Below are 20,381 nucleotides of genomic sequence, written 5' to 3' on the forward strand. Positions count from 1 at the left end.
GACTGTGCGGCTTTTTGCTTTCCGGCGGGCGGGGTTCGCGAACCGGGAGTCGGGTGCCCGTTCTAGACCGCCACGCCACACATGCCACTGCCCAAAGCCCCGACCAAGCGCGCAAGCCGCCTCGAAGCCTCCGCATTTGAAACCACGCTGGCACTGAGCAAGCCGGCAGCCCCCCGCAAGGCGCCAGTCGCCGCAGCCGAGTCGCCCCCGGTGGCCGCTGCTGCGGTCGAGCCGGTGCAACACCCTGCCCCCGTGCTGAAGCTGGCGCCGAAGACCGTGCCTGCGCTGTTCACACCCGCGACGGCAAAGCCCGAAGCCGCGGCACCGGCCGCCGCATCGCCCAAGCTGGTCGCCAAGCCTGCCGCCAAAACGAAGACGCCCCGCAAGAACGGCAGCGCCGCCATCAAGCTCTTCGTGCTCGACACCAACGTGCTGATGCACGACCCGACCAGCCTGTTCCGCTTCGAAGAGCATGACATCTACCTGCCGATGATCACGCTCGAGGAACTCGACGGCCACAAGAAGGGCATGACCGAGGTCTCGCGCAACGTCCGCCAGGTCAGCCGCGAACTGGACGCCCTGGCCGCCACACTGAAGCAGAGCACCGTCGAGGAAATGGCCAAGGGCCTCGCCTTGGACGGCACCGGCCACAGGGAGGCCGGCGGCAAGCTGTTCTTCCAGACCCAGCTGGTCGATGCGCCGCTGCCCGTCGGCCTGCCGCAGGGCAAGGCAGACAACCAGATCCTCGCCGTCGTCCAGGCGCTGAAGCTGAAGGAGCCCTCGCGCGAAGTGGTGCTGGTGTCCAAGGACATCAATATGCGCATCAAGGCCCGCGCACTGGGCCTGCCTGCCGAGGACTACCGCAACGACAAGACGCTGGAAGACAGCGACCTGCTCTACACCGGCGTCCAGGCCCTGCCCAACGACTTCTGGGAGCGCCACGGCAAGACGATGGAGAGCTGGCAGCAGGGCGGCGTCACCTACTACCGCATCAGCGGTCCGCTGGTGCCCTCGCTGCTGATCAACGAGATGATCTACCTGGAGGCGCCCGGCGCCACGCCGCTGTACGCCAAGGTGCTGGAGATCACCGGCAAGACCGCGGTGCTGCGCACGCTGAAGGACTACGGCAACCAGAAGCACTCGGTGTGGGGCGTCACGGCCCGCAACCGCGAGCAGAACTTCGCGCTGAACCTGCTGATGGACCCGGACTGCGACTTCGTCACGCTGACCGGCACGGCCGGCACCGGCAAGACGCTGATGACCCTGGCCGCGGGCCTCGCCCAGGTGATGGACGACCGCCGCTACTCCGAGATCATCGTCACCCGCGTGACCGTACCCGTCGGCGAGGACATCGGCTTCCTGCCCGGCACCGAGGAAGAGAAGATGGGCCCCTGGATGGGCGCGCTGGACGACAACCTCGAGGTCCTCGCCCGTGGCGACAACTCGGCCGGCGACTGGGGCCGCGCCGCGACGAACGAGCTGGTGCGCAGCAAGATCAAGATCAAGAGCCTGAACTTCATGCGCGGCCGCACCTTCCTGAACAAGTACGTGATCATCGACGAGGCGCAGAACCTGACGCCCAAGCAGATGAAGACCTTGATCACCCGCGCCGGCCCCGGCACGAAGATCGTCTGCCTCGGCAACCTCGCGCAGATCGACACGCCCTATCTCACGGAAGGCAGTTCGGGCCTCACTTACGCGGTGGACAAGTTCAAGGGCTGGGCGCACAGCGGCCACATCACGCTGGCGCGCGGCGAGCGCTCGCGGCTGGCGGATTTCGCTTCCGACGTGCTCTGAGCGAACCTCGCAATCGACCAAGGAAAGGCGCCCTCGGGCGCCTTTCTTCTTTGGATCAGTCCTGGATCGAATCGCCCGCCGCCCGGGCCTGCGGCCCGCTCTCGCCTTCCTGCGGCCGTAGCTGGAAAAAGATGAACGAAGCCAGCGCCGCCATCGCACCGACGGCGATGTAGGTCGCATGGAAGGCCGGCACCAGGTCGACACCCGGATTGGCGCGGTTCACCGGCGCGCCGGAGAACAGCAGCAGGAACAGACTCGAGCTGGCCACGCCCAGGCTCATCGACAGCTGCTGCACGACCGACAGCAGGCTGTTGCCGCCGCTGGCCGTCGTCGTGTCGAGCCCGCCCAGGGTCACCGTGTTCATCGCGGTGAACTGCAGGCTGTTGATCATGCCGAACAGGCCCAGTTGCACGGCCAGCCACAGGTGTGTCGTGCCGCGCTCGATCAGCGCGAAGCTGGCGATCATCAGGCCCAGGATCAGCGTGTTGCCGACCAGCACGCGGCGGTAGCCCTGGCGCTGGATCAGCTTCGTCGCGAGCGTCTTCGTCAGCATCGCGCCGATCACCGTCGGCACCATCGACAGGCCCGCCTCGCTAGGCGAGAAGCCCAGGCCCAGCTGCAGGAACATCGGCGTCAGGAAGGGCGTGGCGCCGCTGCCAAGGCGCGCGAACACATTGCCGATGATGCCGATGCGAAAGGTCGGGATCTTGAACAGCGCTGGATCGAACAGCGGACGCGGATGGCGCGTCGCATGCAGCCAGTAGGCCGCCATCGCGCACAGGCCCGCCACCAGGCAGATCACCGACAGCGCGGTGCTGACCAGATGCTCGCCCAGGCCCTGCAAGGCCAGCGAGCTGAGCATCAGCCCCAGGCTGAACAGCACGAAGCCGCCCCAGTCGAAGGCGCTCGGCGTCTCGCTGCGCAGCTGCGGCATGAAGCGCAGCGAGGCCCAGACGCCCGCCACGCCCACCGGCAGGTTGATCAGGAAGATCCAGTGCCAGCTGACGAACTGCACCAGGAAGCCGCCCAGGGTCGGGCCGATCAGCGGGCCGACCAGGCCGGGAATCGCGATGAAGCTCATCACCGGCAGGAACTGCTCGCGCGGGAACACGCGCAGCACCACCAGCCGCCCGATCGGCGCCAGCAGCGCGCCGCCCACGCCCTGCACCACCCGCGCGATCACGAGCATCCGCAAGGTGGGGCTCGCCGCGCAGCCCAGCGAACCGAGGCTGAACAGCGCGATCGCCCACAGGAACACCGTGCGCGTGCCGAAACGGTCCGCCAGCCAGCCCGAGGCGGGGATCACCAGCGCCACCGTCAGCATGTAGGCGATCACCGCCGACTGCATCCGCAGCGGGTTCTCGCCCAGGTCGCGCGCCATGCCGGGCAGCGCGGTGTTCAGGATCGTCGTGTCCAGCGTCTGCATGAAGAACGCCAGCGCCACGACCCAGGGCAGGTAGCGGCGGAAGGAAGGGTCGGTTGTTGCCATCGGCCGCATTATCGGAGCGCCGATGCGTCCCTCATTCGTGAAGTATTCGACCTCTGCGGGCCGGAGCCGACGCTCCACCCTACGATCGGAAACACTGCTTCGAGGGGGTATGTGTTCCAATCCGGGGTTTTCCCTCGAACGGGGGCTTCCAGCGGACGCAGCCGCGGCGCATGGGAGCTACCAGATGTAAAGCCGTCGGGGCTTACCCGCGGTCACCCCCTAGATTGCTTGACACCCCAAACAGCGCGCTTTTAACCTGCGCGCCGACCATGACGATCGCCGCCCGCCGACCGCCGCATTCCCCCGCTGCACGCGATGCGCTCCTCCGGATCAAGTCCGGTGCCGCCGCGGTGCTGCTGTGCGCGTGCGGCCTGGCCCAGGCGCAGCAGACGGACGGCCCGCCGGCCGGCATGGTGACGGGCGCCTACGGCCAGAGCCTGCAACTGCAGCAGACGACGGCTACACCGACAACCGTGGCCGCCACCGCGACGCCGCAGGCAAAACCTGGCCCCGTGGCGCCGGCCGACGCCGTCAGCCGCTTCCTGAAGGAGCGGGGCATCCTGGCCCAGGCGCAGGGCGAGTCGGGCCTGCTGGATCACGTTCGCGATTCGGCGTCCGACCTCGTGCTGTCGGCGATGAATTTCCTCGGCGTGCGTTACACGCGCGGCGGCAACACGGCCTCCACCGGCTTCGACTGCAGCGGCTTCACACGCCACATCTTCGAGATGAGCATCGGCCTCGTGCTGCCGCGCCGTGCCGACGAGCAGGCCAAGATGAACAGCCTGATGAACATCAAGCGCGACGAGCTGAAGCCCGGCGACCTGGTGTTCTTCAACACGATGCGCGCCACCTTCTCGCACGTGGGCATCTACGTCGGCGAAGGCAAGTTCGTGCACGCCCCGCGCACCGGCGCGGCCGTACGCGTGGATGACATGCGCGAGGCCTACTGGGCCAAGCGCTTCACCGGCGCGCGCCGCGCGGCCGACGTCCACAGCAGTAGCGCGACCACCACCGGCGACACGGCGCTGCGCTGAAGCAGCGCTTCAGCCCGGCCGCTGGAAATCGTTCTCCAGCCAACGCAGGGCGCTCGCTTCGCTGAGCTTGAAGCTCGGCGACACCCGCACCTGGGCCAAGGCCGTGCCCTCGGCATCAAGCGCGCTCAGCGTCGCATAGGGGTTGTCCTCGTCCGGCACGATGTCCAGCAGCACGTCGATGCGGCCCTGCGGCATGTCCAGGCGAACGCGCTTGTGCAGTTGCGCATGCAGCTGTTGCTCATGCCGGCGGATCACCTCGGAGGCTGTCTTCACCAGCGTGTTGAAGGCCGCAGTGTCCAGCGGCTTCGGGTTCTTCTTGTCGCGGCCCATGGTCCAGGGGCCGACCAGCGCCGGCTCGGCCTCGCCGGCCAGCAGCATCGCCACCGCCCAGCCGTCGTCGTCTTCGTTCTTGATCACGCGGGCGGTCCAGCGCCCGTCCGACCACAGCCGCGCTTCCTGGATGACTTCGGTTTGACTATCGTCTTGCATTGATTCCATCCAGCCGAAGGTACCACGATGAAGCTGCTGCCCCTGCGCCTCCAACCGGGCGACGACCTGCGCCCTGCCCTCGAACAGGCGGTACGACAGGCCGGCTGCGATGCCGCCTTCGTCCTCAGCGGCATCGGCAGCCTTGGTCGCGCCAGCATCCGGCTCGCCGGCGCCGAGCAGACGCTGGTGCTCGACGGCGAATACGAGATCCTGACCTTGGCCGGCAGCATCGCCAGCAACGGCTCTCACCTGCACATGAGCCTCTCCGATCGCGAGGGTCGCGTGCTCGGCGGCCACGCCGGCCCCGGCTGCATTGTGCGAACCACGGCCGAGGTCTTGCTCGCGCTGCTGCCCGACTGGCAGCTCCGCCGCGAACCCGATGAGGCAACGGGTTATGCTGAATTGAAGATCACTCCGTCCTGAACCTCCCGATGCATCGTCGCCACTTCCTCAGCGCCGCCTCTGCGCTTTCGACCGCAGCCGCAGCAGCAACGACAACAGCGGCGATGCCCGAAACCACGCCCTTCGCCTTCGCCGGCCTGAGCGCTGCAGAAGCGAGCCTCCGGATGGCGGAGGGCAGCCTCAGTTCGCTCGGGCTGACGCAGGCCTACCTCGCCCGCATCGCCGCCGTGGACCGGGCGGGGCCCAAGCTGAACAGCATCATCGAGCTGAACCCCGATGCCGAGGCGATCGCCGCCGAACGCGATGCCGAGCGGGCCGCCGGCAAGCTGCGCGGCCCGCTGCACGGCCTACCGGTGCTCATCAAGGACAACATCGCGACCCACGACCGCATGTCCAACACCGCCGGCTCCATCGCGTTGGCCGGCGTGCCGGTGCCCCGCGACGCGACGCTGGTGACGCGGCTGCGCGAGGCCGGTGCGGTGATCCTCGGCAAGACCAATCTGTCGGAGTGGGCCAACTTCCGCGGCAAGGCCTCGGTGAGCGGTTGGAGCAGCCGCGGCGGCCAGACGCTCAACCCCTATGCGCTGGACCGCTCGCCCAGCGGCTCGTCGTCCGGCAGCGGCGCGGCGCTGGCAGCCGACCTGTCGCTGCTCGGCGTGGGCACGGAAACGGATGGTTCGGTCACCTCGCCCTGCTCGCTGCAGGCGCTGGTGGGCGTGAAGCCGACGGTGGGCCTGGTCTCGCGCCACGGCATCGTCCCGATCTCCCCTTCGCAGGACACGGCCGGCCCAATGTGCCGCAGCGTGGCGGACGCTGCGCTGCTGCTGTGGGCGATGACCGGTTTGGACCCGGCCGACCCGATCACGCAAACGCAGCAGGGCCGCTTCGACCGCGACACGCTGCTGACCTTGCCGACCGGCGCGCTGCAAGGCAAGCGGATCGGCGTGGCCATCAACCTCGTCGAGGGCCACGGCCGCGCCACCGTCGCGTTGTTCGAGGCCGCACTGTCCGCGCTGGAAGCAGCTGGCGCCACGCTAGTCCGCGACCCGCTGCCGCAGCTTCCTGCGATGGGCGCCGGCGAGCTCGACGTGCTGGTCTACGAGATGGCCCCCGCAATGGCCGACTACCTGCGCGACTTCGCGCCGCAGGGCCCGTTCAGGACGATCGCCGACCTCGTGGCCTTCAACGAATCCCATCCCGAGACGCTGGCGCTGTTCGGCCAGGAGTGGTTCCAGGCTTCTGCCGAGTCCGCCAAGGCCGGTGGCCTGAAGGCGCCCAAGTACCTGAAGTCGCTGGCCACCGGCCAGCTCGCGGCCCGGGCACAGGGCATCGACGCGATGCTGAAGAAGCACCGCCTCGACGCCATCGTCGCGCCGACCTCCGGCCCTGCCTGGCTCATCGACACGATCAAGGGCGACCAGGACACCACGCCCGCCGCGACGCAGCCTGCCGCCGTGGCGGGCTATCCGCATGTCACCGTGCCGATGGGCCAGGTCAGCGGCCTGCCGGTGGGTCTGTCCTTCTTCGGCACGGCCTGGTCCGACGCCCGATTGCTGGCACTGGCCGCGGACTACGAGCAGCGCACCCTGCTGCGCCGCGAGCCGCAGTACCGGCCCCGCACCGCCGTCTGATTCAGTCGACCTTGAACACCGACATCATCTCGTTGAGCTTCGCCGCCTGATGCTTCAGGCTCTCGGCCGCGGCGGCGCTCTGCTCGACCAGGGCCGCATTCTGCTGCGTGACGGTGTCGAGCTGGGCGACCGCGTCGCCGATCTGGTCGATGCCCTGACTCTGCTCGATGCTGGCGACGCTGATCTCGCTCATCAGCTCGTTCATGCGCCGTACCTGGCTGACGATGGACTCCATCGCGCTGCCGGCCGAGGCGACCTGCCGTGCGCCGCCCTCCACCGTCTCGACGTTACGGCCGATCAGCTCCTTGATCTCGCGCGCCGCCTGCGCGCTGCGTTGCGCCAGCGTGCGCACCTCACCGGCCACGACAGCGAAGCCGCGGCCCTGTTCGCCGGCGCGCGCCGCTTCCACCGCCGCATTGAGCGCCAGGATGTTGGTCTGGAACGCGATGCCATCGATCACGCCGATGATGTCGTTGATCTGGCGCGAGGCCTCGCTGATGCGATCCATCGTCGTGACGACCTGACCCACCACCTCGCCGCCCTGCGTGGCCGCGCCGCTGGCGCTGGCGGCGATCTGCGCGGCCGAGCGCGCGGTGTCGGCGTTCTGCTTGACGGTTGCCGTCAGCTCCTCCATTGACGCCGCGGTGCGCTGCAGGTTGCCGGCCTGCTCCTCGGTGCGCTGGCTGAGGTCGGTGTTGCCGACCGAGATCTCCGACGAGCCCGTCGCGATCGATTCGGCGCTGGCCCGCACCTGGCGCACCAGCGTCGCCAGCGAATCGACGAAGCGGTTGAACGATTCACCGAGCCGGCCGATCTCGTCGCGGCTCTCGACGGTCATGCGCCGTGTCAGGTCGCCCTCGCCGTCGGCGATGTCGGCCAGCAGGTCGGCGGCGCGACGGATCGGCGCGGAGATCGCGCGGCTGATCAGCACGATCAGCACCAGCGCCACGCCACCACCGATCAGCACCGCCACCAGGGTGGCGATCTGCAGCGCGCGCGTCACCGGGCCGATCAGCTCGCGCGCCGGCACCTCGGCGATCACGTAGGCATTCAGCTCCGGGATCGGCGTCGATGCGATGAAGCGCTCGCCGTCCGCCGCCTCGTAGCTGGCGCTGGCGAAGTCCTTGCCGCCGAGCAGCTTACCGGCCAGCTCGGCATTCATGCCCGGCAGGTCCTTCAGCGCATGCTTGCCGTCGATCAGCGCCGGGTCGCGGTGCATCAGGATCGCGCCGTTGGCGCGCACGATGGCAGCGGAGCCGGTCTCGCCGATCCGGTAGTCGGCGATCGCCTTGGCCATCTCGTTCACCGCCAGGCCCACGCCGGCCACGCCCAGCTTGCCACCGGGCGCCTCGAAGCGCGCATTGATGAACAGCATCCAGGCGCCGTTGGAGACCTCGCGGTCGATGTCCAGCGTGTAGGGCTTGCCGCTGGCGAGGAAGCCGTGGAACCACTGGTCCTTGTCGCCGATCTGGCGCTGCACGCCGGTCTCGCCCAGGTAGTTGTGCGTCGACTGCGAGACCCAGAACACCGCCGCAGCGCCGTTCTGCGCCTTGACCGCATTGGCCTGGGCCTTCCAGGCGGACAGGCCTGCCTCGGGCTCACCTTCGGATTCCCACTGCAGCACGTAGGCGTCGTGCGCCAGCGCGAAGGAGGCCGTCAGCGGCACCGCCAGGCGGCGTTGCACATCGGAGCGGATCGCGTTGACGGCGTTGGGCAGCTCCTGGCCGACGACGCGTTCGCGCACGGCCCGGCCGATCAGCCAGTTGCTGAGCCCGCCCGAGATCGCGATGAACAACAGCAGGCAGACGCCCAGCGAAGCGATGAGCTTGTGCTGGATGGACAGGCGACTGAGATTCATGCGGGGCCCCTCGTGTCTTTGTTGGACGGGAATTGTTCGCCATCCGACACGGCGGAAACCACCGCCCCCGTCATAACTGCCCTGACTTGTCGTCCTTCAGCTCACCTGCTGCTTGGCGACCAGCGTCAAGATGTCGTAGCTCGCCACCAGCTCACCGTCCTGGTTCGTCACCGCCACATCCCAGGCGACGACGCCCTGCGGCTGCTGGTCCTTCTTCGTCGGGCGGTCGATCTTGCGCTTGCAGGTGAGCCGTGCCTGGATGGTGTCGCCGATCGCCACCGGCTTGACGAAGCGCAGCGTGTCCAGGCCGTAGTTGGCCAGCACCGGCCCCGGCGCCGGCGACACGAACAGGCCCGCCGCGGCCGACAGCACGAAGTAGCCGTGGGCGATGCGCTGGCCGAACTGCGTCTGCTTCGCGGCGATCTCGTCGAAGTGCATGTAGAAGTAGTCGCCCGAGATGCCGCCGAAGTTGACGATGTCCGCCTCGCTGACAGTGCGCCGGTGCGTCAGCAGCGAATCGCCGACCTGGATCTCGTGGAAGTGCTTGCGGAACGGATGGACCACGTCCTCCTTCACCGCGGCGCCGCGCTGGTATTCACCGGTCACGGCGGTCAGCATCGTCGGCGAGCCCTGCACCGCCGCGCGCTGCAGGTAGTGCGTGACGGCGCGCAGGCCGCCGAGTTCCTCGCCGCCGCCGGCGCGGCCCGGGCCGCCGTGCTTGAGCAGCGGCAGCGGCGAGCCGTGGCCCGTCGACTCCTTGGCAGCCTCGCGGTCCAGCACCAGCATGCGGCCGTGGTGGGCGGCGGCCACCGGGATCATCTGCATCGCCACTGCCGGTGTCTTGGTCACCAGCGTGCCGACCAGGCTGCCGCGGCCCTTGGCGGCCAGCGCCAGCGCTTCGTCCATGTCGGCGTAGGGCATCAGGGTGCTCACTGGGCCGAAGGCCTCGATGTTGTGGACCGCCTCGTTGGCGAACGCATCGCGGCACAGCAGCAGCGTGGGGCTGAAGAAGGCACCGTCGCCGACGCCCTCGCCTTGCGGCGCGAAACCGTCGCGCTCGCCGAAAACGATCTCGTTGCCGGCCGCGAGTTGCGCCAAGCGCTCCGCCACGTCGGACTGCTGCGCCTTGGAGGCCAGCGCACCCATGCGCACGCCTTCCAGCGCCGGGTCGCCCACGCTGATCTTGGCCAGGCGCTCGCGCAGCTTCGTGGCCACCGCATCGATCAGCGCCGCCGGCACGATCGCGCGGCGGATGGCCGTGCACTTCTGGCCGGCCTTGACGCTCATCTCCTTGGCGACTTCCTTGACGAAGAGGTCGAACTCCTCGTCGTCGGGCGTCACGTCCGGGCCGAGGATCGCGCAGTTAAGGCTGTCCGCCTCGGCGTTGAACGGGATGCTGCGGCGGATGATGTTCGGGTTGACCTTGAGCTGCGAGGCGGTGTCGGCCGAGCCGGTGAAGGTAACGACGTCGGGTTCCTCCAGCCGGTCCAGCAGGTCGGCCGTGCCGCCGATCACCAGTTGCAGCGCGCCGGGCGGCAGCAGGCCCGAGGACTGCATGATGCGCACCGCGGCCTCGGTCACGTAGCTGGTGGCCGTGGCGGGCTTGACGATGCAGGGCATGCCGGCCAGGAAGCTCGGCGCGAACTTCTCCAGCATCCCCCAGACCGGGAAATTGAAGGCATTGATGTGCACTGCCACGCCGCCGCGCGGCACCAGGATGTGAGTACCGGCGAAGTGGCCCAGCTTGCCCAGGCGCGAGACCGGGCCTTCGTGCAACACGTTGCTTGAAGGCAGCTCAGCCGCGCCGAGGCTGGCGTAGGCGTAGAGCGTGCCGGAGCCGCCCTCAATGTCGATCCAGCTGTCGGCGCGGGTGGCGCCGGTGTGGGCCGAGATTGCGTACAACTCTTCCTTTCGCTCGTTCAGCAGCGCACCGAGCGCCCGCAGTCGCGCCGCACGCTGCTGGAAGTCGAGCTTCAGCAGCGCCGGCAGTGCGGTCTTGCGGGCGTAATGCAGGCTCTCCGCGAAGTCGATCTCCTCGGCATGGGTACGCGCCACTTCACGGCCGTTGATGGCGCTGTTCAGCGAACGCGCCGCTTGGGAACCGATCCAACGGTCGGCGATCAGGCTTTGGAGAACGGGAGTGCTCATACGAAATCTCGGTGCTTTGCTTGACTTAGGGAACGTACTTCCAGGCGCCGTTCTCGATCTTGACCATCACGCGGGCGCGCTGGTCGAGACCCAGGTGGTCGGTGGGGCTCATGTTGAACACGCCGTGCGCGCCGGCCACGTCCTTGGTGGCTTCCAGCGCGTCGCGCAGGGCCGAGCGGAACGCCGGCGTGCCCGGCTGGCCCTTCTTCAGCGCGGCCGGCACGGCGGCTTCCAGCAGCAGGCCGGCATCCCAGGCGTGGCCGCCGAAGGTGCTGACGCTGCCCTTGCCGAAAGCGGCCTCGTACTTGGCGATGTAGGCCGAGGCGCTCTTCTTCACCGGGTTGTCGTTGGGCAGTTGCGAAGCCACCAGCACCGGGCCCGAAGGCAGGAAGGTGCCTTCGACGTCCTTGCCGCCGACGCGCAGGAAGTCGTTGTTCGCGACGCCGTGGGTCTGGTAGTACTTGCCGGTGTAGCCGCGCTCCTTCAGCGTCTTCTGCGGCAGCGCGGCCGGCGTGCCAGAGGCGCCGATCAGGATCGCATCGGGCTTGGCGGCCAGCAGCTTCAGCACCTGGCCGGTCACGGAAGTATCCGTGCGGTTATATCGCTCGTTGGCGATGATCTGGATGCCCTTGATCGAGGCGATCTTGGCGAACTCGTTGTACCAGCCCTCGCCGTAGGCATCGGCAAAGCCGATGTAGCCGGCCGTCTTCACGCCCTGCGAGGCCATGTGCGTGACGATGGCCAGGGCCATCATGATGTCGTTCTGCGGCGTCTTGAAGACCCACTTCTTCTTGGCGTCCACCGGCTCGACGATGCGGGCCGAGGCGGCCATCGAGATCATCGGCGTCTGCGCTTCGCTGACCGCGTCGATCATCGCCAGCGAGTTGGGCGTGACGGTGGAGCCGATGACGACGTCGACCTTGTGCTCGCTGATCAGCTTGCGGGTGTTGGCCACCGCCTGCGTCGTGTCGGAGGCATCGTCCAGCACGATGTAGTTGACCTTCTGGCCGGCGATCGTCGTGGGCATCAGCGAGAAGGTGTTCTTCTCCGGGATGCCCAGCGAGGCGGCCGGGCCGGTGGCGGACACGGTGACGCCGACGTTGATGTCCGCGTGGGCCGATGCCATCGCCATCGCCGCAGCAGCGAGCGCGGCCAGGTTCTTGATTCTTGTCATTGCGCAGTCTCCTGAAGTAACGAGTTATTTGAGGATGCCTGGACGGCCCCCAATCCACCAAAGAACAGGTCGGCCACCATCGGGGCCACGTCCTCGTAGCTTAATTCCCCGTCGGGGCGCAGCCAGGTGAAAGTCCAGTTGATCATGCCGAACAGCAACATGGTCAAGGGTTTCTCCAGTCTTGCGCTCACCAGTTCAGGCCGCACCGCGGCGACCGCATCGGCGAAGGCCGCGACGACACGCCGCTCCACCTGCAGCAGCCGCGCCCGGTCCTCGTCGTTGAGGAACTTGACGTCTTCGGTCAGCACGCGGTGCTGGAACTGCGAGCGCCCGTACTCGTTGACGAAGCCCTGGATCAGCGCGCGCAGCCGCGGCTCGGGCGCGAGGCCCCGCGCCACCACCTCGTCGACCAGGCCGCCCAGGGTCTGCAGGTGGCTCTCGCAGATCTGCACCAGCAGTTCGTGCTTGTCCTTGAAGTAGTGATACAGCGAGGGCTTGGACACCTGGCAGGCCACCGCCACCTCGTTCATCGAGGTGCCGGGATAGCCCTGGCGCGCGAACAGGCGCGCCGCGGCGGCGAGGATTTCCTCGCGGTTGGATTCGAAGCCGGGTGCGCGTCCGCGTGCCATTGCTTGCTGGTGTTCAGCGTTCGTCGAAGGAGATGGTGACCCGGTGCGTCAGCGCATGGGCCTGGCAGCTGAGGATGAAGCCGGCGGCGACCTCCTCCTTGTCCAGCGCGAAGTTCTTGTCCATGCGCACCTCGCCTTCCAGCACCTTGCAGCGGCAGGTGGAGCAGACGCCGCTCTTGCAGCTGAAGGGCACATCCATGCCGGCGCGAGCCGCCGCGTCGAGGATGCTGGGGTCGTGCTTGCTGAACTCGATCTCGCGGGAGATGCCATCGCGGATCACGGTGACGATGGCCGCATCGGCGTCGCCCGCGTGGACCTCGTGCGGCGCCGGCTTGCCGGTCTGCATCTCGGGCGTGCCGAAGCGCTCGACGTGGACGCGGTTCTCCGGCACGCCGGCCGCCAGCAGCGCAGCCTCGGCCTCCTCGTTCATGCCGAAGGGGCCGCAGATGAAGGCCTGGTCGATGCCCTGGGCCGGGATCAGCGAGGCCAGGAAGTCATCGACCTTGGCGCGATCCAGCCGCCCGGCGTGCAACGGCGAATCGACCGACTCGCGCGAGAAAACGTAGTGGACCGACAGCCGCGTCAGGTGCTTGTTCTTCAGGTCCTCGATCTCTTCCTTGAACATCGTCGAGGCGAAGCGGCGGTTCGCGTAGATCAGGGTGAAACGGCTGGCCGGCTCGTGGGCCAACACCGTCTTCATGATGGACAGCACCGGCGTGATGCCCGAGCCGCCGGCGATGCCGACGTAGTGGCGGTTGCGTTCGCGCGTGGGCTTCACGTGGAAGCGGCCCTGCGGCGGGTAGACCTGGATCACGTCGCCGGCCTTCAGCTCGCCATTGATCCAGCTGGAGAACTTGCCGCCATCCACGCGGCGCACGCCGACCTGCAGGGCCGGGTCGTCGCTGCCGGCGCAGATCGAATACGAACGCCGCAGGTCCTCGCCGGCGATGTCCTGGCGCAGGGTCAGGTATTGCCCGGGCTTGAAGGCGAAGGTCTCGGCCAGCTCGGGCGGCACGTCGAAGCTGACGAGGACGGCCTCGTCGGTATCGGGCTTCACCTCACGGACACGCAGCGGATGAAAGTGCAGGCTCATAGTGGCTTGAAGTATTCGAAGGGTTCGAGGCAGGCGAGGCAGCGGTAGAGCGCCTTGCATGCGGTGGAACCGAAGGCCGAGAGTTTTTCGGTGTGATCGCTGCCGCAGCGCGGGCAGGCGAGTTGCGTGATCGCGTTGCGATGGACGAGGCGCAGCGGCTGCGCGCCGCCCACCTTGCCTGGCGGCACGATGTTGTATTCCTTCAGCTTGCGCCGGCCCTCGTCGCTGATCCAGTCGGTGGTCCAAGCGGGTGCGCGCTGCAGCGTGACCTCGATCTCGCCGAAGCGGGCCAGCGCCGCCTTCACGTCGTCCTGGATCAGCTCGGTGGCGGGGCAGCCGCTATAGGTCGGCGTGAGCACCACTTCGAGGCCGCCCGCCGTCTCACGCAGGTCACGCACGATGCCCAGCTCGTCCAGCGTGATCACCGGGACCTCGGGGTCCGGGATCTGCCGCAGGACTTCCCATGCGGCTTCGAGACGGGTGCAGGCCTGGTCCATCGCGATCACGGCTGTCACCAGACGCCGCCCGGGTAGGCGCGCTGCAGGTATTGCATCGTCGGCAGCATGTGGCCCAGGTGCTCGCTGTGCACGCCCTTGTGGCCCGAGCTGATGTAGGCGCTTTCCTTGGGCAAGGCCAGGCCGGCCTCGGCCAGCACCTCGCCGAACTGCGCCAGCCAGTCGGGCTTCAGCTCCGCCCAGGCGGGGCCCAGGCCGGCCACGCCATCGGCGGCGAACAGCTCGTTGAAGTAGGGCCACAGCGTGTTCAGCGCGGCCTTCATGCGAGTGTTCGACTCATCGGTGCCGTCGCCCAGGCGCACGACCCAGTCGGCCGCGTGCTGCTGGTGGTAGCGCGCTTCCTTGACGGCCTTGCCGGCGATGGCGGCCAGTTCCACGTCGCCCGACTGCTCCAGCCGCGACCACAGCGCCAGCAGCCAGGTCGCCACCGCAAAGTTGCGCAGCTGCGTGAAGGCGAAGTCGCCGCGCGGCAGTTCCATCAGCACCGGGTTCAGGTACTGGCGCTCCTCGCGCAGGAATGCGAGTTGGTCTTCGTCATGCCCCTGCCCATCGAGCCGGGCGGCGTGCGTCAGCAGCGCGCGGGCCTGGCCCAGCAGGTCCAGCGCCATGTTCGACAGCGCCAGGTCTTCCTCCAGGATCGGGCCGTGGCCGCACCACTCGGCGATGCGCTGCGAGAGGATCAGGCAGCTGTCGCCGAGGCGCAGCAGGTACTGGACTTCGGGGCTCGCGCCCACCTTGATCGATGCGGTCGTCATGGCATTACATGTGGTTCAAGGCATCGGGCAGCTCGTAGAAGGTCGGGTGGCGGTACACCTTGTCTTCCATCGGGTCGAAGTAGGCGCCCTTGTCGCCCGGATCGGAGGCGACGATCTGGCTGCTCAGCACGACCCAGATGCTCACGCCTTCCTGGCGGCGCGTGTAGACGTCGCGCGCCAGCTGGATCGCCATCTTGGCGTCGGCCGCATGCAGGCTGCCGCAGTGCTTGTGGTCCAGGCCCGCCTTGTTGCGGACGAAGACTTCCCACAGGGGCCATTCGTTCTGCGTGCTCATGCTGCTTCCTTCTTCGTTGCTTGCTTCTTTGCGTGGGCCAGGGCGGCGTCGCGCACCCAGGCGCCGTCGTCCCAGGCCTTGACGCGGGCGGCCAGGCGTTCGCGGTTCATCGGGCCGTCGCCATTGACGACGCGCCAGAACTCGGCCCAGTCGATCGCGCCGAAGTCGTACTCACCGCGTTCCTCGTTCCACTGCAGGTCGGGGTCAGGCACGGTGACGCCGAGGATCTCCGCCTGCGGGATCGTCGCGTCGACGAACTTCTGGCGCAGCTGGTCGTTGCTGATGCGCTTGATGCCCCAGCGCATGCTCTGCTCGGAGTTCGGCGAATCCTTGTCGGCCGGGCCGAACATCATCAGGCTCGGCCACCACCAGCGGTTGACGGCGTCCTGCACCATCTCGCGCTGTTCGGCCGTGCCCTGCTTCATCATCACCAGCAGCGCTTCGTAGCCCTGGCGCTGGTGGAAGCTCTCCTCGCGGCAGACGCGGATCATCGCCCGCGCATAGGGCGCGTAGGAGCAGCGGCACAGCGGCACCTGGTTCATGATCGCCGCGCCGTCGACCAGCCAGCCGATCACGCCCATGTCGGCCCAGGTGAGCGTCGGGTAGTTGAAGATCGAGCTGTACTTGGCCTTGCCGGTGTGCAGCGCGTTGACCATCTGGTCGCGACTGGTGCCCAGGGTCTCGGCGGCGGAGTACAAGTAGAGGCCGTGGCCGGCCTCGTCCTGCACCTTGGCGAGCAGGATGGCCTTGCGCTTCAAGGTCGGCGCACGGGTGATCCAGTTGCCCTCGGGCAGCATGCCGACGATCTCGCTGTGCGCATGCTGGCTGATCTGGCGGACGAGCGTCTTGCGATAGTGCTCGGGCATCCAGTCCTTGGCCTCGATGAAGTCGCCGGCGTCGATGCGGGCATCGAAGGCGGCCTGCTTCTCGGCGTCTTCCACGCCGGCCGCGTCTTGCGCGCCGACGGACATTGCCTGGGTATACATGCTTGCTAACTCCTATTTTTTACGGAGGTCGACGACGCGGCGGGCCTTGCCGACCAGCGTGCGCTCGATCGACTCGGGCGCGCCGACGCTGACCTTGGTCGTCACGCCGCACAGCGTCTTGATCCGTTCCTGCAGGTGGCGGCTCAATGCGGGGGCATCGCCGCCGGCCGCGCCGAGTTCGCACTTGACCTCGATCTCGTCGAGATGGCCGTCGCGCGTCACCACCAGCTGGTACTGGCCGGACAGCTCCGGGATCTGCAGCACCAGTTCCTCGATCTGCGTCGGGAACAGGTTGACGCCGCGGATGATCAGCATGTCGTCGCTGCGGCCAACGATCTTGCCCATGCGGCGCATGCTGCGCGAGGTGGGCGGCAGCAGGCGCGTGAGGTCGCGCGTGCGGTAGCGGATGATCGGCAGCGCTTCCTTGCTGAGCGAGGTGAAGACCAGCTCGCCTTCGGCTCCATCGGGCAGCACCTCGCCGGTTTCGGGGTCGATGATCTCGGGGTAGAAATGGTCTTCCCAGACGACCGGGCCGTCCTTGCTCTCGATGCACTCGCTGGCAACACCTGGTCCCATCACCTCGGAGAGGCCGTAGATGTCCACCGCGTCGATGCCGGCCTTGGCCTCGATCTCGCGGCGCATCGCTTCGGTCCAGGGCTCGGCGCCGAAGATGCCGACCTTCAGCGACGAAGCCGCCGCGTCCAGCCCCTGGCGCGCGAATTCCTCGATCACCACCTGCATGTAGCTGGGCGTGACCATGATGATGTCGGGCTTGAAGTCCTGGATCAGTTGGACCTGCTTCTCGGTCTGGCCACCGGACATCGGTATCACCGTGCAACCCGCGCGCTCGGCGCCATAGTGCGCGCCCAGGCCGCCGGTGAACAGGCCGTAGCCGTAGGCGATGTGGATGATGTCGCCGGGCCGGCCGCCGGCCGCGCGGATCGAACGGGCGACGAGATTGGCCCAGGTGTCGATGTCCTTCGCGGTGTAGCCCACCACGGTCGGCTTGCCGGTCGTGCCCGAGGACGCGTGGATGCGTGAGACCTTTTCGCGCGGCACGGCGAACAGGCCGAAGGGGTAGTTGTCGCGCAGGTCCTTCTTGCTGGTGAACGGGAACTTGGCCAGGTCCGCCAGGGTCTTCAGGTCGCTCGGGTGCACGCCCTTGGCGTCGAACGCGGCCTTGTAGTGCGGCACGTTCTCGTAGGCGTGCGCCAAGGTCCAGCGCAGGCGTTCCAGTTGCAGCGCCTGCAGCTCGTCGCGGCTGGCGCGCTCGATGGGCTCCAGGTCACCGGGAGCGGGGGTTCGGACGGTCATGCCAATGTCTCCACTACTTTCTTGCCCTTGATGCGATAGGACTTGCCACGGAACACGGCAACCAGCTCGTCGCGCTGGTTGCGGACGGTGATGTCATAGACGCCGGTGCGGCCGGCCAGGGCCACCTCGGTCGCGACGGCGGTGAGCCGGTCGCCCAGGCGGCCGGGTGCCACGATGTCGACGCTGAAGCCCGAGGCCACCGTCAGCTCGTTGTATGAATTGCAGGCGAAGGCGAAGGCCGAATCGGCCAGGGTCGTGATCAGGCCGCCGTGGCAGATGTCCACGCCGTTGAGCATGTCCTCGCGGACGGTCATCATCAGCGTTGCGCCGCCGGGGCTGATGGAGGCGATCTCCATGCCCATCATCTTGCTGGCGCGGTCGTTGGCATACATGCCGTCGCGGACGGCTTCGGCGATCTGTTGGGGCGTCATGCTTCAGCGATCCGTGAACGTCGGCTTGCGCTTCTGCAGGAACGCAGCCGCGCCTTCAAGGTAGTCGTGCGCGCTGCCCTGTTGGCTCTGCAGCACCGATTCCATCTTCAGCGCGTCCTCGAAGTCCAGCAGCGAGGCTTCGTCGATGGCGCGGCGCGTCTGCGCCAGCGCGCGCACGGGCATGGCGGCGAGCTTCTGCGCCAGCGCCTGCGCGGCGGCGGCCAACTCTTCGTCGGGCACGCAGCGGTAGATCATGCCCATCTGCTGCGCCTGCACGGCCGGCAGCTTGTCGCCCAGCAGCGCCAGTTCCAGCGCGCGGGCGCGGCCCACCAGGCGGGGCAGCAGCCAGGTGCCGCCGCAATCGGGAATCAGGCCGATCTTCGAGAAGGCCTGGATGAAGCTGGCCGAGGCGCCGGCCAGCACCAGGTCGCAGCCCAGCGCCAGGTTGGCACCGGCGCCGGCCGCCACGCCGTTGACGGCGGCAACGACCGGGATCGGCATATTGCGCACGGTCAGGGCCAGCGGGAGGTAGTAGTCGTCGATCAGCTTGCCGATGTCTTTGGGCGGATCGTTCGGGTCCAGGCTGGGGCTGATGGCCGGGTCCGAGAGATCCTGCCCGGCACAGAAGCCGCGGCCGGATCCGGTCAGCACGACGCAGCGCACGCTCTTGTCGGCGGCAGCTTCGTCCAGCGCGGCACGCAGCGCCGTCATCATCGGCGTCGTGAACGCATTCAGCGCCGCCGGACGATTCAGCGTCACGGTGCGTACCGCGCCCTCGTTGCTGACCAGGATCTCGTTTGTCTCCATCACCGCCACCTTTCGAAATCTATTCTTGACCGACCGGTCGGTAAATCGTAAGGTGCGAGGCCAGCGAAAGCAAGAAAGATTTTTCAAGGGTTAACCCGCAACCCGATCCAGGAGACCGCCATGCCCTGCTACGCCATCGACGGCGTGATTCCCGTCGTCCACCCGAGCGCCCATGTGCACCCGACGGCCGTGCTGATCGGCGACGTGATCGTCGGCCCCGGCTGCTACATCGGCCCTTGCGCCAGCCTGCGCGGCGACTTCGGCCGCATCGTGCTGCACAAGGGCGTCAACGTGCAGGACACCTGCGTGATCCATGGCTTCCCGGAATCGGAAACGGTCGTCGAGGCCAACGGCCACATCGGCCACGGCTCGGTGCTGCACGGCTGCATCGTGCGACACGACGCGCTGGTGGGCATGAACGCGGTTGTGATGGACGAGGCCGAGGTCGGCGCCTACAGCATCGTCGCCGCCTGCGCCTTCGTGCGCGCCGGGCTCAAGCTGCCGGAAAAGTCGCTGATCGCCGGCCTGCCGGCCAAGGTGCTGCGACCGCTCACCGAGGACGAGATCCGCTGGAAGCGCGAAGGCACCGAGACCTATCAGGAACTGGCCCGGCGCTGCCACGCCTCGCTGCGCGAGGTGCAGCCGTTGGCCGAGCGCGAGGCCGACCGGCCGCAACTGCCGACGCATGGCCCGAAGACGCTGGTCGCAACCAAGCGGGGCTGAACTGACTAGAGGAAAGCCCGGGGGTTGGCGTCATCAGGCTTGAGGACGCCATCATGTGATAAGTACCCCTAGCATGAACCCCTCACCCTGACTTTCGTCATGGTCCCGGCGGGCTTTGAATGGCCCCGGGACCCGGGCGGAGCTTGGTCCAATTTTTCCGCCATCACGGAAGGGGTTTCATCATGCTGGCTAGATTTTTTACCAAGCATTCCCTACTGAGCGCGGCTACCGCGGCCGCCCTGCTCTGCTGTGCGGCCTCGGCGCGCGCAGATCTGGTGACCAACGGAGGCTTCGAAACCGGCGACTTCACCGGCTGGACCACGAACATCAACCCGGTCTACGACGCCGTCGACACGCTCGCGCCGCATGACGGCACCTACGCCGCCTATTTCGGCAATGGCAGCGTCAGCACCATCAGCCAGGACCTGGCAACCACGGCTGGCACCCACTACATGCTCAGCTTCTGGCTGATGAACGAGGCCGACGTCACCGGCGCCTCCGCGCCGAACAGCTTCGCCGTGCTCCTCGATGGCGCCACGGCGCTGTCGCTGAACAACGAGCTGGCCTTCGGCTACACCGAGTACAACATCTTCTTCGACGGCACCGGCGGCCTCGTCAACCTGAGCTTCGCGGCCAGCCAGACCTTCGCCTTCTGGGACCTCGACTCGGTCTCGGTCAACGTGCCCGAGCCGGACGGCCTCGCGCTCGCAGGCCTGGCCGGCATCCTCGCGCTGGGCGCCTCCCGTCGCCGCCGCTGAGCCGCCGGCAAGCCCTGCAGGCAAGCAACACCCCCAGGCGCCGGACGGCGCCT

General features: G+C 67.8%; 20 protein-coding genes. 6 read left to right on the forward strand and 14 right to left on the reverse strand.

The window, feature by feature from the left end; genetic code table 11:
- Positions 1–81 precede the first annotated feature (81 nt).
- Positions 82–1,797: a PhoH family protein gene (locus SNE35_RS15460; RefSeq protein WP_320423810.1), complete on the forward strand. Its 1,716-nt coding sequence runs from the start codon at positions 82–84 to the stop codon at positions 1,795–1,797.
- Between the two features lie 55 nt (positions 1,798–1,852).
- Here the strand turns inward: SNE35_RS15460 and mdtD are convergent, their stop codons facing one another.
- Positions 1,853–3,295 (reverse strand): multidrug transporter subunit MdtD, encoded by a 1,443-nt coding sequence (gene mdtD / locus SNE35_RS15465; RefSeq protein WP_431312745.1) that lies wholly within the window; start codon positions 3,293–3,295, stop codon positions 1,853–1,855.
- Between the two features lie 260 nt (positions 3,296–3,555).
- Here mdtD and SNE35_RS15470 point away from each other — a divergent pair, with 260 nt between their 5' ends.
- Positions 3,556–4,320, forward strand: a complete 765-nt coding sequence (locus tag SNE35_RS15470) for a C40 family peptidase (RefSeq protein ID WP_320423812.1) — start codon at positions 3,556–3,558, stop codon at positions 4,318–4,320.
- Between the two features lie 9 nt (positions 4,321–4,329).
- Here SNE35_RS15470 and SNE35_RS15475 read toward each other — a convergent pair whose 3' ends face one another.
- Positions 4,330–4,809, reverse strand: a complete 480-nt coding sequence (locus tag SNE35_RS15475) for a hypothetical protein (RefSeq protein WP_320423813.1) — start codon at positions 4,807–4,809, stop codon at positions 4,330–4,332.
- A gap of 27 nt (positions 4,810–4,836) precedes the next feature.
- Here SNE35_RS15475 and SNE35_RS15480 point away from each other — a divergent pair, with 27 nt between their 5' ends.
- Together SNE35_RS15480 and SNE35_RS15485 are read left to right on the forward strand one after the other, a co-directional pair.
- The gene (locus SNE35_RS15480; protein ID WP_320423814.1) at positions 4,837–5,232 is read left to right on the forward strand and encodes a PPC domain-containing DNA-binding protein; all 396 of its coding nucleotides are present in this window, start codon (positions 4,837–4,839) and stop codon (positions 5,230–5,232) included.
- A gap of 8 nt (positions 5,233–5,240) precedes the next feature.
- Positions 5,241–6,842, forward strand: coding sequence for an amidase (locus SNE35_RS15485; RefSeq protein ID WP_320423815.1), 1,602 nt, complete (start codon positions 5,241–5,243; stop codon positions 6,840–6,842).
- Position 6,843: 1 nt separating this feature from the next.
- Here SNE35_RS15485 and SNE35_RS15490 read toward each other — a convergent pair whose 3' ends face one another.
- From SNE35_RS15490 to SNE35_RS15545, 12 genes are all read right to left on the reverse strand, one after another.
- Positions 6,844–8,700 carry a methyl-accepting chemotaxis protein gene (locus tag SNE35_RS15490; RefSeq protein WP_320423816.1) on the reverse strand — a complete coding sequence of 619 codons (1,857 nt, stop codon included), beginning with the start codon at positions 8,698–8,700 and terminating at the stop codon, positions 6,844–6,846.
- Between the two features lie 96 nt (positions 8,701–8,796).
- Positions 8,797–10,848, reverse strand: coding sequence for a phenylacetic acid degradation bifunctional protein PaaZ (gene paaZ / locus SNE35_RS15495; protein WP_320423817.1), 2,052 nt, complete (start codon positions 10,846–10,848; stop codon positions 8,797–8,799).
- A gap of 25 nt (positions 10,849–10,873) precedes the next feature.
- Positions 10,874–12,022 carry an ABC transporter substrate-binding protein gene (locus SNE35_RS15500; RefSeq protein WP_320423818.1) on the reverse strand — a complete coding sequence of 383 codons (1,149 nt, stop codon included), beginning with the start codon at positions 12,020–12,022 and terminating at the stop codon, positions 10,874–10,876.
- Positions 12,019–12,651: a TetR/AcrR family transcriptional regulator gene (locus SNE35_RS15505; protein ID WP_320423819.1), complete on the reverse strand. Its 633-nt coding sequence runs from the start codon at positions 12,649–12,651 to the stop codon at positions 12,019–12,021. Before SNE35_RS15505 ends, SNE35_RS15500 begins: the two co-directional genes overlap by 4 nt.
- A 13-nt stretch (positions 12,652–12,664) precedes the next feature.
- Entirely contained in the window at positions 12,665–13,744 is a 1,080-nt protein-coding gene (gene paaE / locus SNE35_RS15510; protein WP_320423820.1) for a 1,2-phenylacetyl-CoA epoxidase subunit PaaE, read from the reverse strand.
- Positions 13,741–14,241, reverse strand: a complete 501-nt coding sequence (gene paaD / locus SNE35_RS15515; protein ID WP_320423846.1) for a 1,2-phenylacetyl-CoA epoxidase subunit PaaD — start codon at positions 14,239–14,241, stop codon at positions 13,741–13,743. Before paaD ends, paaE begins: the two co-directional genes overlap by 4 nt.
- 14 nt (positions 14,242–14,255) lie before the next feature.
- Positions 14,256–15,014 (reverse strand): 1,2-phenylacetyl-CoA epoxidase subunit PaaC, encoded by a 759-nt coding sequence (gene paaC / locus SNE35_RS15520; RefSeq protein ID WP_320423821.1) that lies wholly within the window; start codon positions 15,012–15,014, stop codon positions 14,256–14,258.
- A 4-nt stretch (positions 15,015–15,018) separates the two neighbouring features.
- The gene (paaB, locus tag SNE35_RS15525) at positions 15,019–15,309 is read right to left on the reverse strand and encodes a 1,2-phenylacetyl-CoA epoxidase subunit PaaB (protein WP_320423822.1); all 291 of its coding nucleotides are present in this window, start codon (positions 15,307–15,309) and stop codon (positions 15,019–15,021) included.
- The gene (gene paaA, locus SNE35_RS15530) at positions 15,306–16,295 is read right to left on the reverse strand and encodes a 1,2-phenylacetyl-CoA epoxidase subunit PaaA (protein WP_431312746.1); all 990 of its coding nucleotides are present in this window, start codon (positions 16,293–16,295) and stop codon (positions 15,306–15,308) included. The genes paaB and paaA overlap by 4 nt, the downstream gene beginning before the upstream one ends.
- A 12-nt stretch (positions 16,296–16,307) precedes the next feature.
- A complete protein-coding gene (gene paaK / locus SNE35_RS15535) occupies positions 16,308–17,609 on the reverse strand; it encodes a phenylacetate--CoA ligase PaaK (RefSeq protein WP_320423823.1) in 1,302 nt (433 codons plus the stop codon).
- On the reverse strand, positions 17,606–18,040 hold the full coding sequence (gene paaI / locus SNE35_RS15540; protein ID WP_320423824.1) for a hydroxyphenylacetyl-CoA thioesterase PaaI: 435 nt from the start codon (positions 18,038–18,040) through the stop codon (positions 17,606–17,608). Before paaI ends, paaK begins: the two co-directional genes overlap by 4 nt.
- 3 nt (positions 18,041–18,043) lie before the next feature.
- On the reverse strand, positions 18,044–18,847 hold the full coding sequence (locus SNE35_RS15545; RefSeq protein WP_320423825.1) for an enoyl-CoA hydratase-related protein: 804 nt from the start codon (positions 18,845–18,847) through the stop codon (positions 18,044–18,046).
- A 120-nt stretch (positions 18,848–18,967) separates the two neighbouring features.
- On the opposite strand from SNE35_RS15545, the gene SNE35_RS15550 reads away from it, so the two are divergent.
- Positions 18,968–19,570 (forward strand): phenylacetic acid degradation protein PaaY, encoded by a 603-nt coding sequence (locus SNE35_RS15550; RefSeq protein ID WP_320423826.1) that lies wholly within the window; start codon positions 18,968–18,970, stop codon positions 19,568–19,570.
- 182 nt (positions 19,571–19,752) lie between these two features.
- A complete protein-coding gene (locus SNE35_RS15555) occupies positions 19,753–20,328 on the forward strand; it encodes a PEP-CTERM sorting domain-containing protein (RefSeq protein WP_320423827.1) in 576 nt (191 codons plus the stop codon).
- The last annotated feature ends 53 nt before the right edge of the window (positions 20,329–20,381 follow it).

This window comes from Roseateles agri (genome assembly GCF_034043675.1).
In the GTDB taxonomy this organism is placed as follows: Bacteria; Pseudomonadota; Gammaproteobacteria; order Burkholderiales; family Burkholderiaceae_C; genus KK5.

Coding starts and splice junctions, on each gene's coding strand:
- SNE35_RS15480 (WP_320423814.1), top strand. CDS start 4,837: ATGAAGCTGCTGCCCCTGCGCCTCCAACCGGGCGACGACCTGCGCCCT.
- paaZ (WP_320423817.1), bottom strand. CDS start 10,848: ATGAGCACTCCCGTTCTCCAAAGCCTGATCGCCGACCGTTGGATCGGT.
- paaA (WP_431312746.1), bottom strand. CDS start 16,295: ATGTATACCCAGGCAATGTCCGTCGGCGCGCAAGACGCGGCCGGCGTG.
- SNE35_RS15550 (WP_320423826.1), top strand. CDS start 18,968: ATGCCCTGCTACGCCATCGACGGCGTGATTCCCGTCGTCCACCCGAGC.
- SNE35_RS15470 (WP_320423812.1), top strand. CDS start 3,556: ATGACGATCGCCGCCCGCCGACCGCCGCATTCCCCCGCTGCACGCGAT.
- paaI (WP_320423824.1), bottom strand. CDS start 18,040: ATGACGCCCCAACAGATCGCCGAAGCCGTCCGCGACGGCATGTATGCC.
- mdtD (WP_431312745.1), bottom strand. CDS start 3,295: ATGCGGCCGATGGCAACAACCGACCCTTCCTTCCGCCGCTACCTGCCC.
- SNE35_RS15490 (WP_320423816.1), bottom strand. CDS start 8,700: ATGAATCTCAGTCGCCTGTCCATCCAGCACAAGCTCATCGCTTCGCTG.
- paaK (WP_320423823.1), bottom strand. CDS start 17,609: ATGACCGTCCGAACCCCCGCTCCCGGTGACCTGGAGCCCATCGAGCGC.
- SNE35_RS15475 (WP_320423813.1), bottom strand. CDS start 4,809: ATGCAAGACGATAGTCAAACCGAAGTCATCCAGGAAGCGCGGCTGTGG.
- SNE35_RS15505 (WP_320423819.1), bottom strand. CDS start 12,651: ATGGCACGCGGACGCGCACCCGGCTTCGAATCCAACCGCGAGGAAATC.
- SNE35_RS15460 (WP_320423810.1), top strand. CDS start 82: ATGCCACTGCCCAAAGCCCCGACCAAGCGCGCAAGCCGCCTCGAAGCC.
- paaE (WP_320423820.1), bottom strand. CDS start 13,744: ATGAGCCTGCACTTTCATCCGCTGCGTGTCCGTGAGGTGAAGCCCGAT.
- SNE35_RS15485 (WP_320423815.1), top strand. CDS start 5,241: ATGCATCGTCGCCACTTCCTCAGCGCCGCCTCTGCGCTTTCGACCGCA.
- SNE35_RS15555 (WP_320423827.1), top strand. CDS start 19,753: ATGCTGGCTAGATTTTTTACCAAGCATTCCCTACTGAGCGCGGCTACC.
- SNE35_RS15545 (WP_320423825.1), bottom strand. CDS start 18,847: ATGGAGACAAACGAGATCCTGGTCAGCAACGAGGGCGCGGTACGCACC.
- paaC (WP_320423821.1), bottom strand. CDS start 15,014: ATGACGACCGCATCGATCAAGGTGGGCGCGAGCCCCGAAGTCCAGTAC.
- paaB (WP_320423822.1), bottom strand. CDS start 15,309: ATGAGCACGCAGAACGAATGGCCCCTGTGGGAAGTCTTCGTCCGCAAC.
- paaD (WP_320423846.1), bottom strand. CDS start 14,241: ATGGACCAGGCCTGCACCCGTCTCGAAGCCGCATGGGAAGTCCTGCGG.
- SNE35_RS15500 (WP_320423818.1), bottom strand. CDS start 12,022: ATGACAAGAATCAAGAACCTGGCCGCGCTCGCTGCTGCGGCGATGGCG.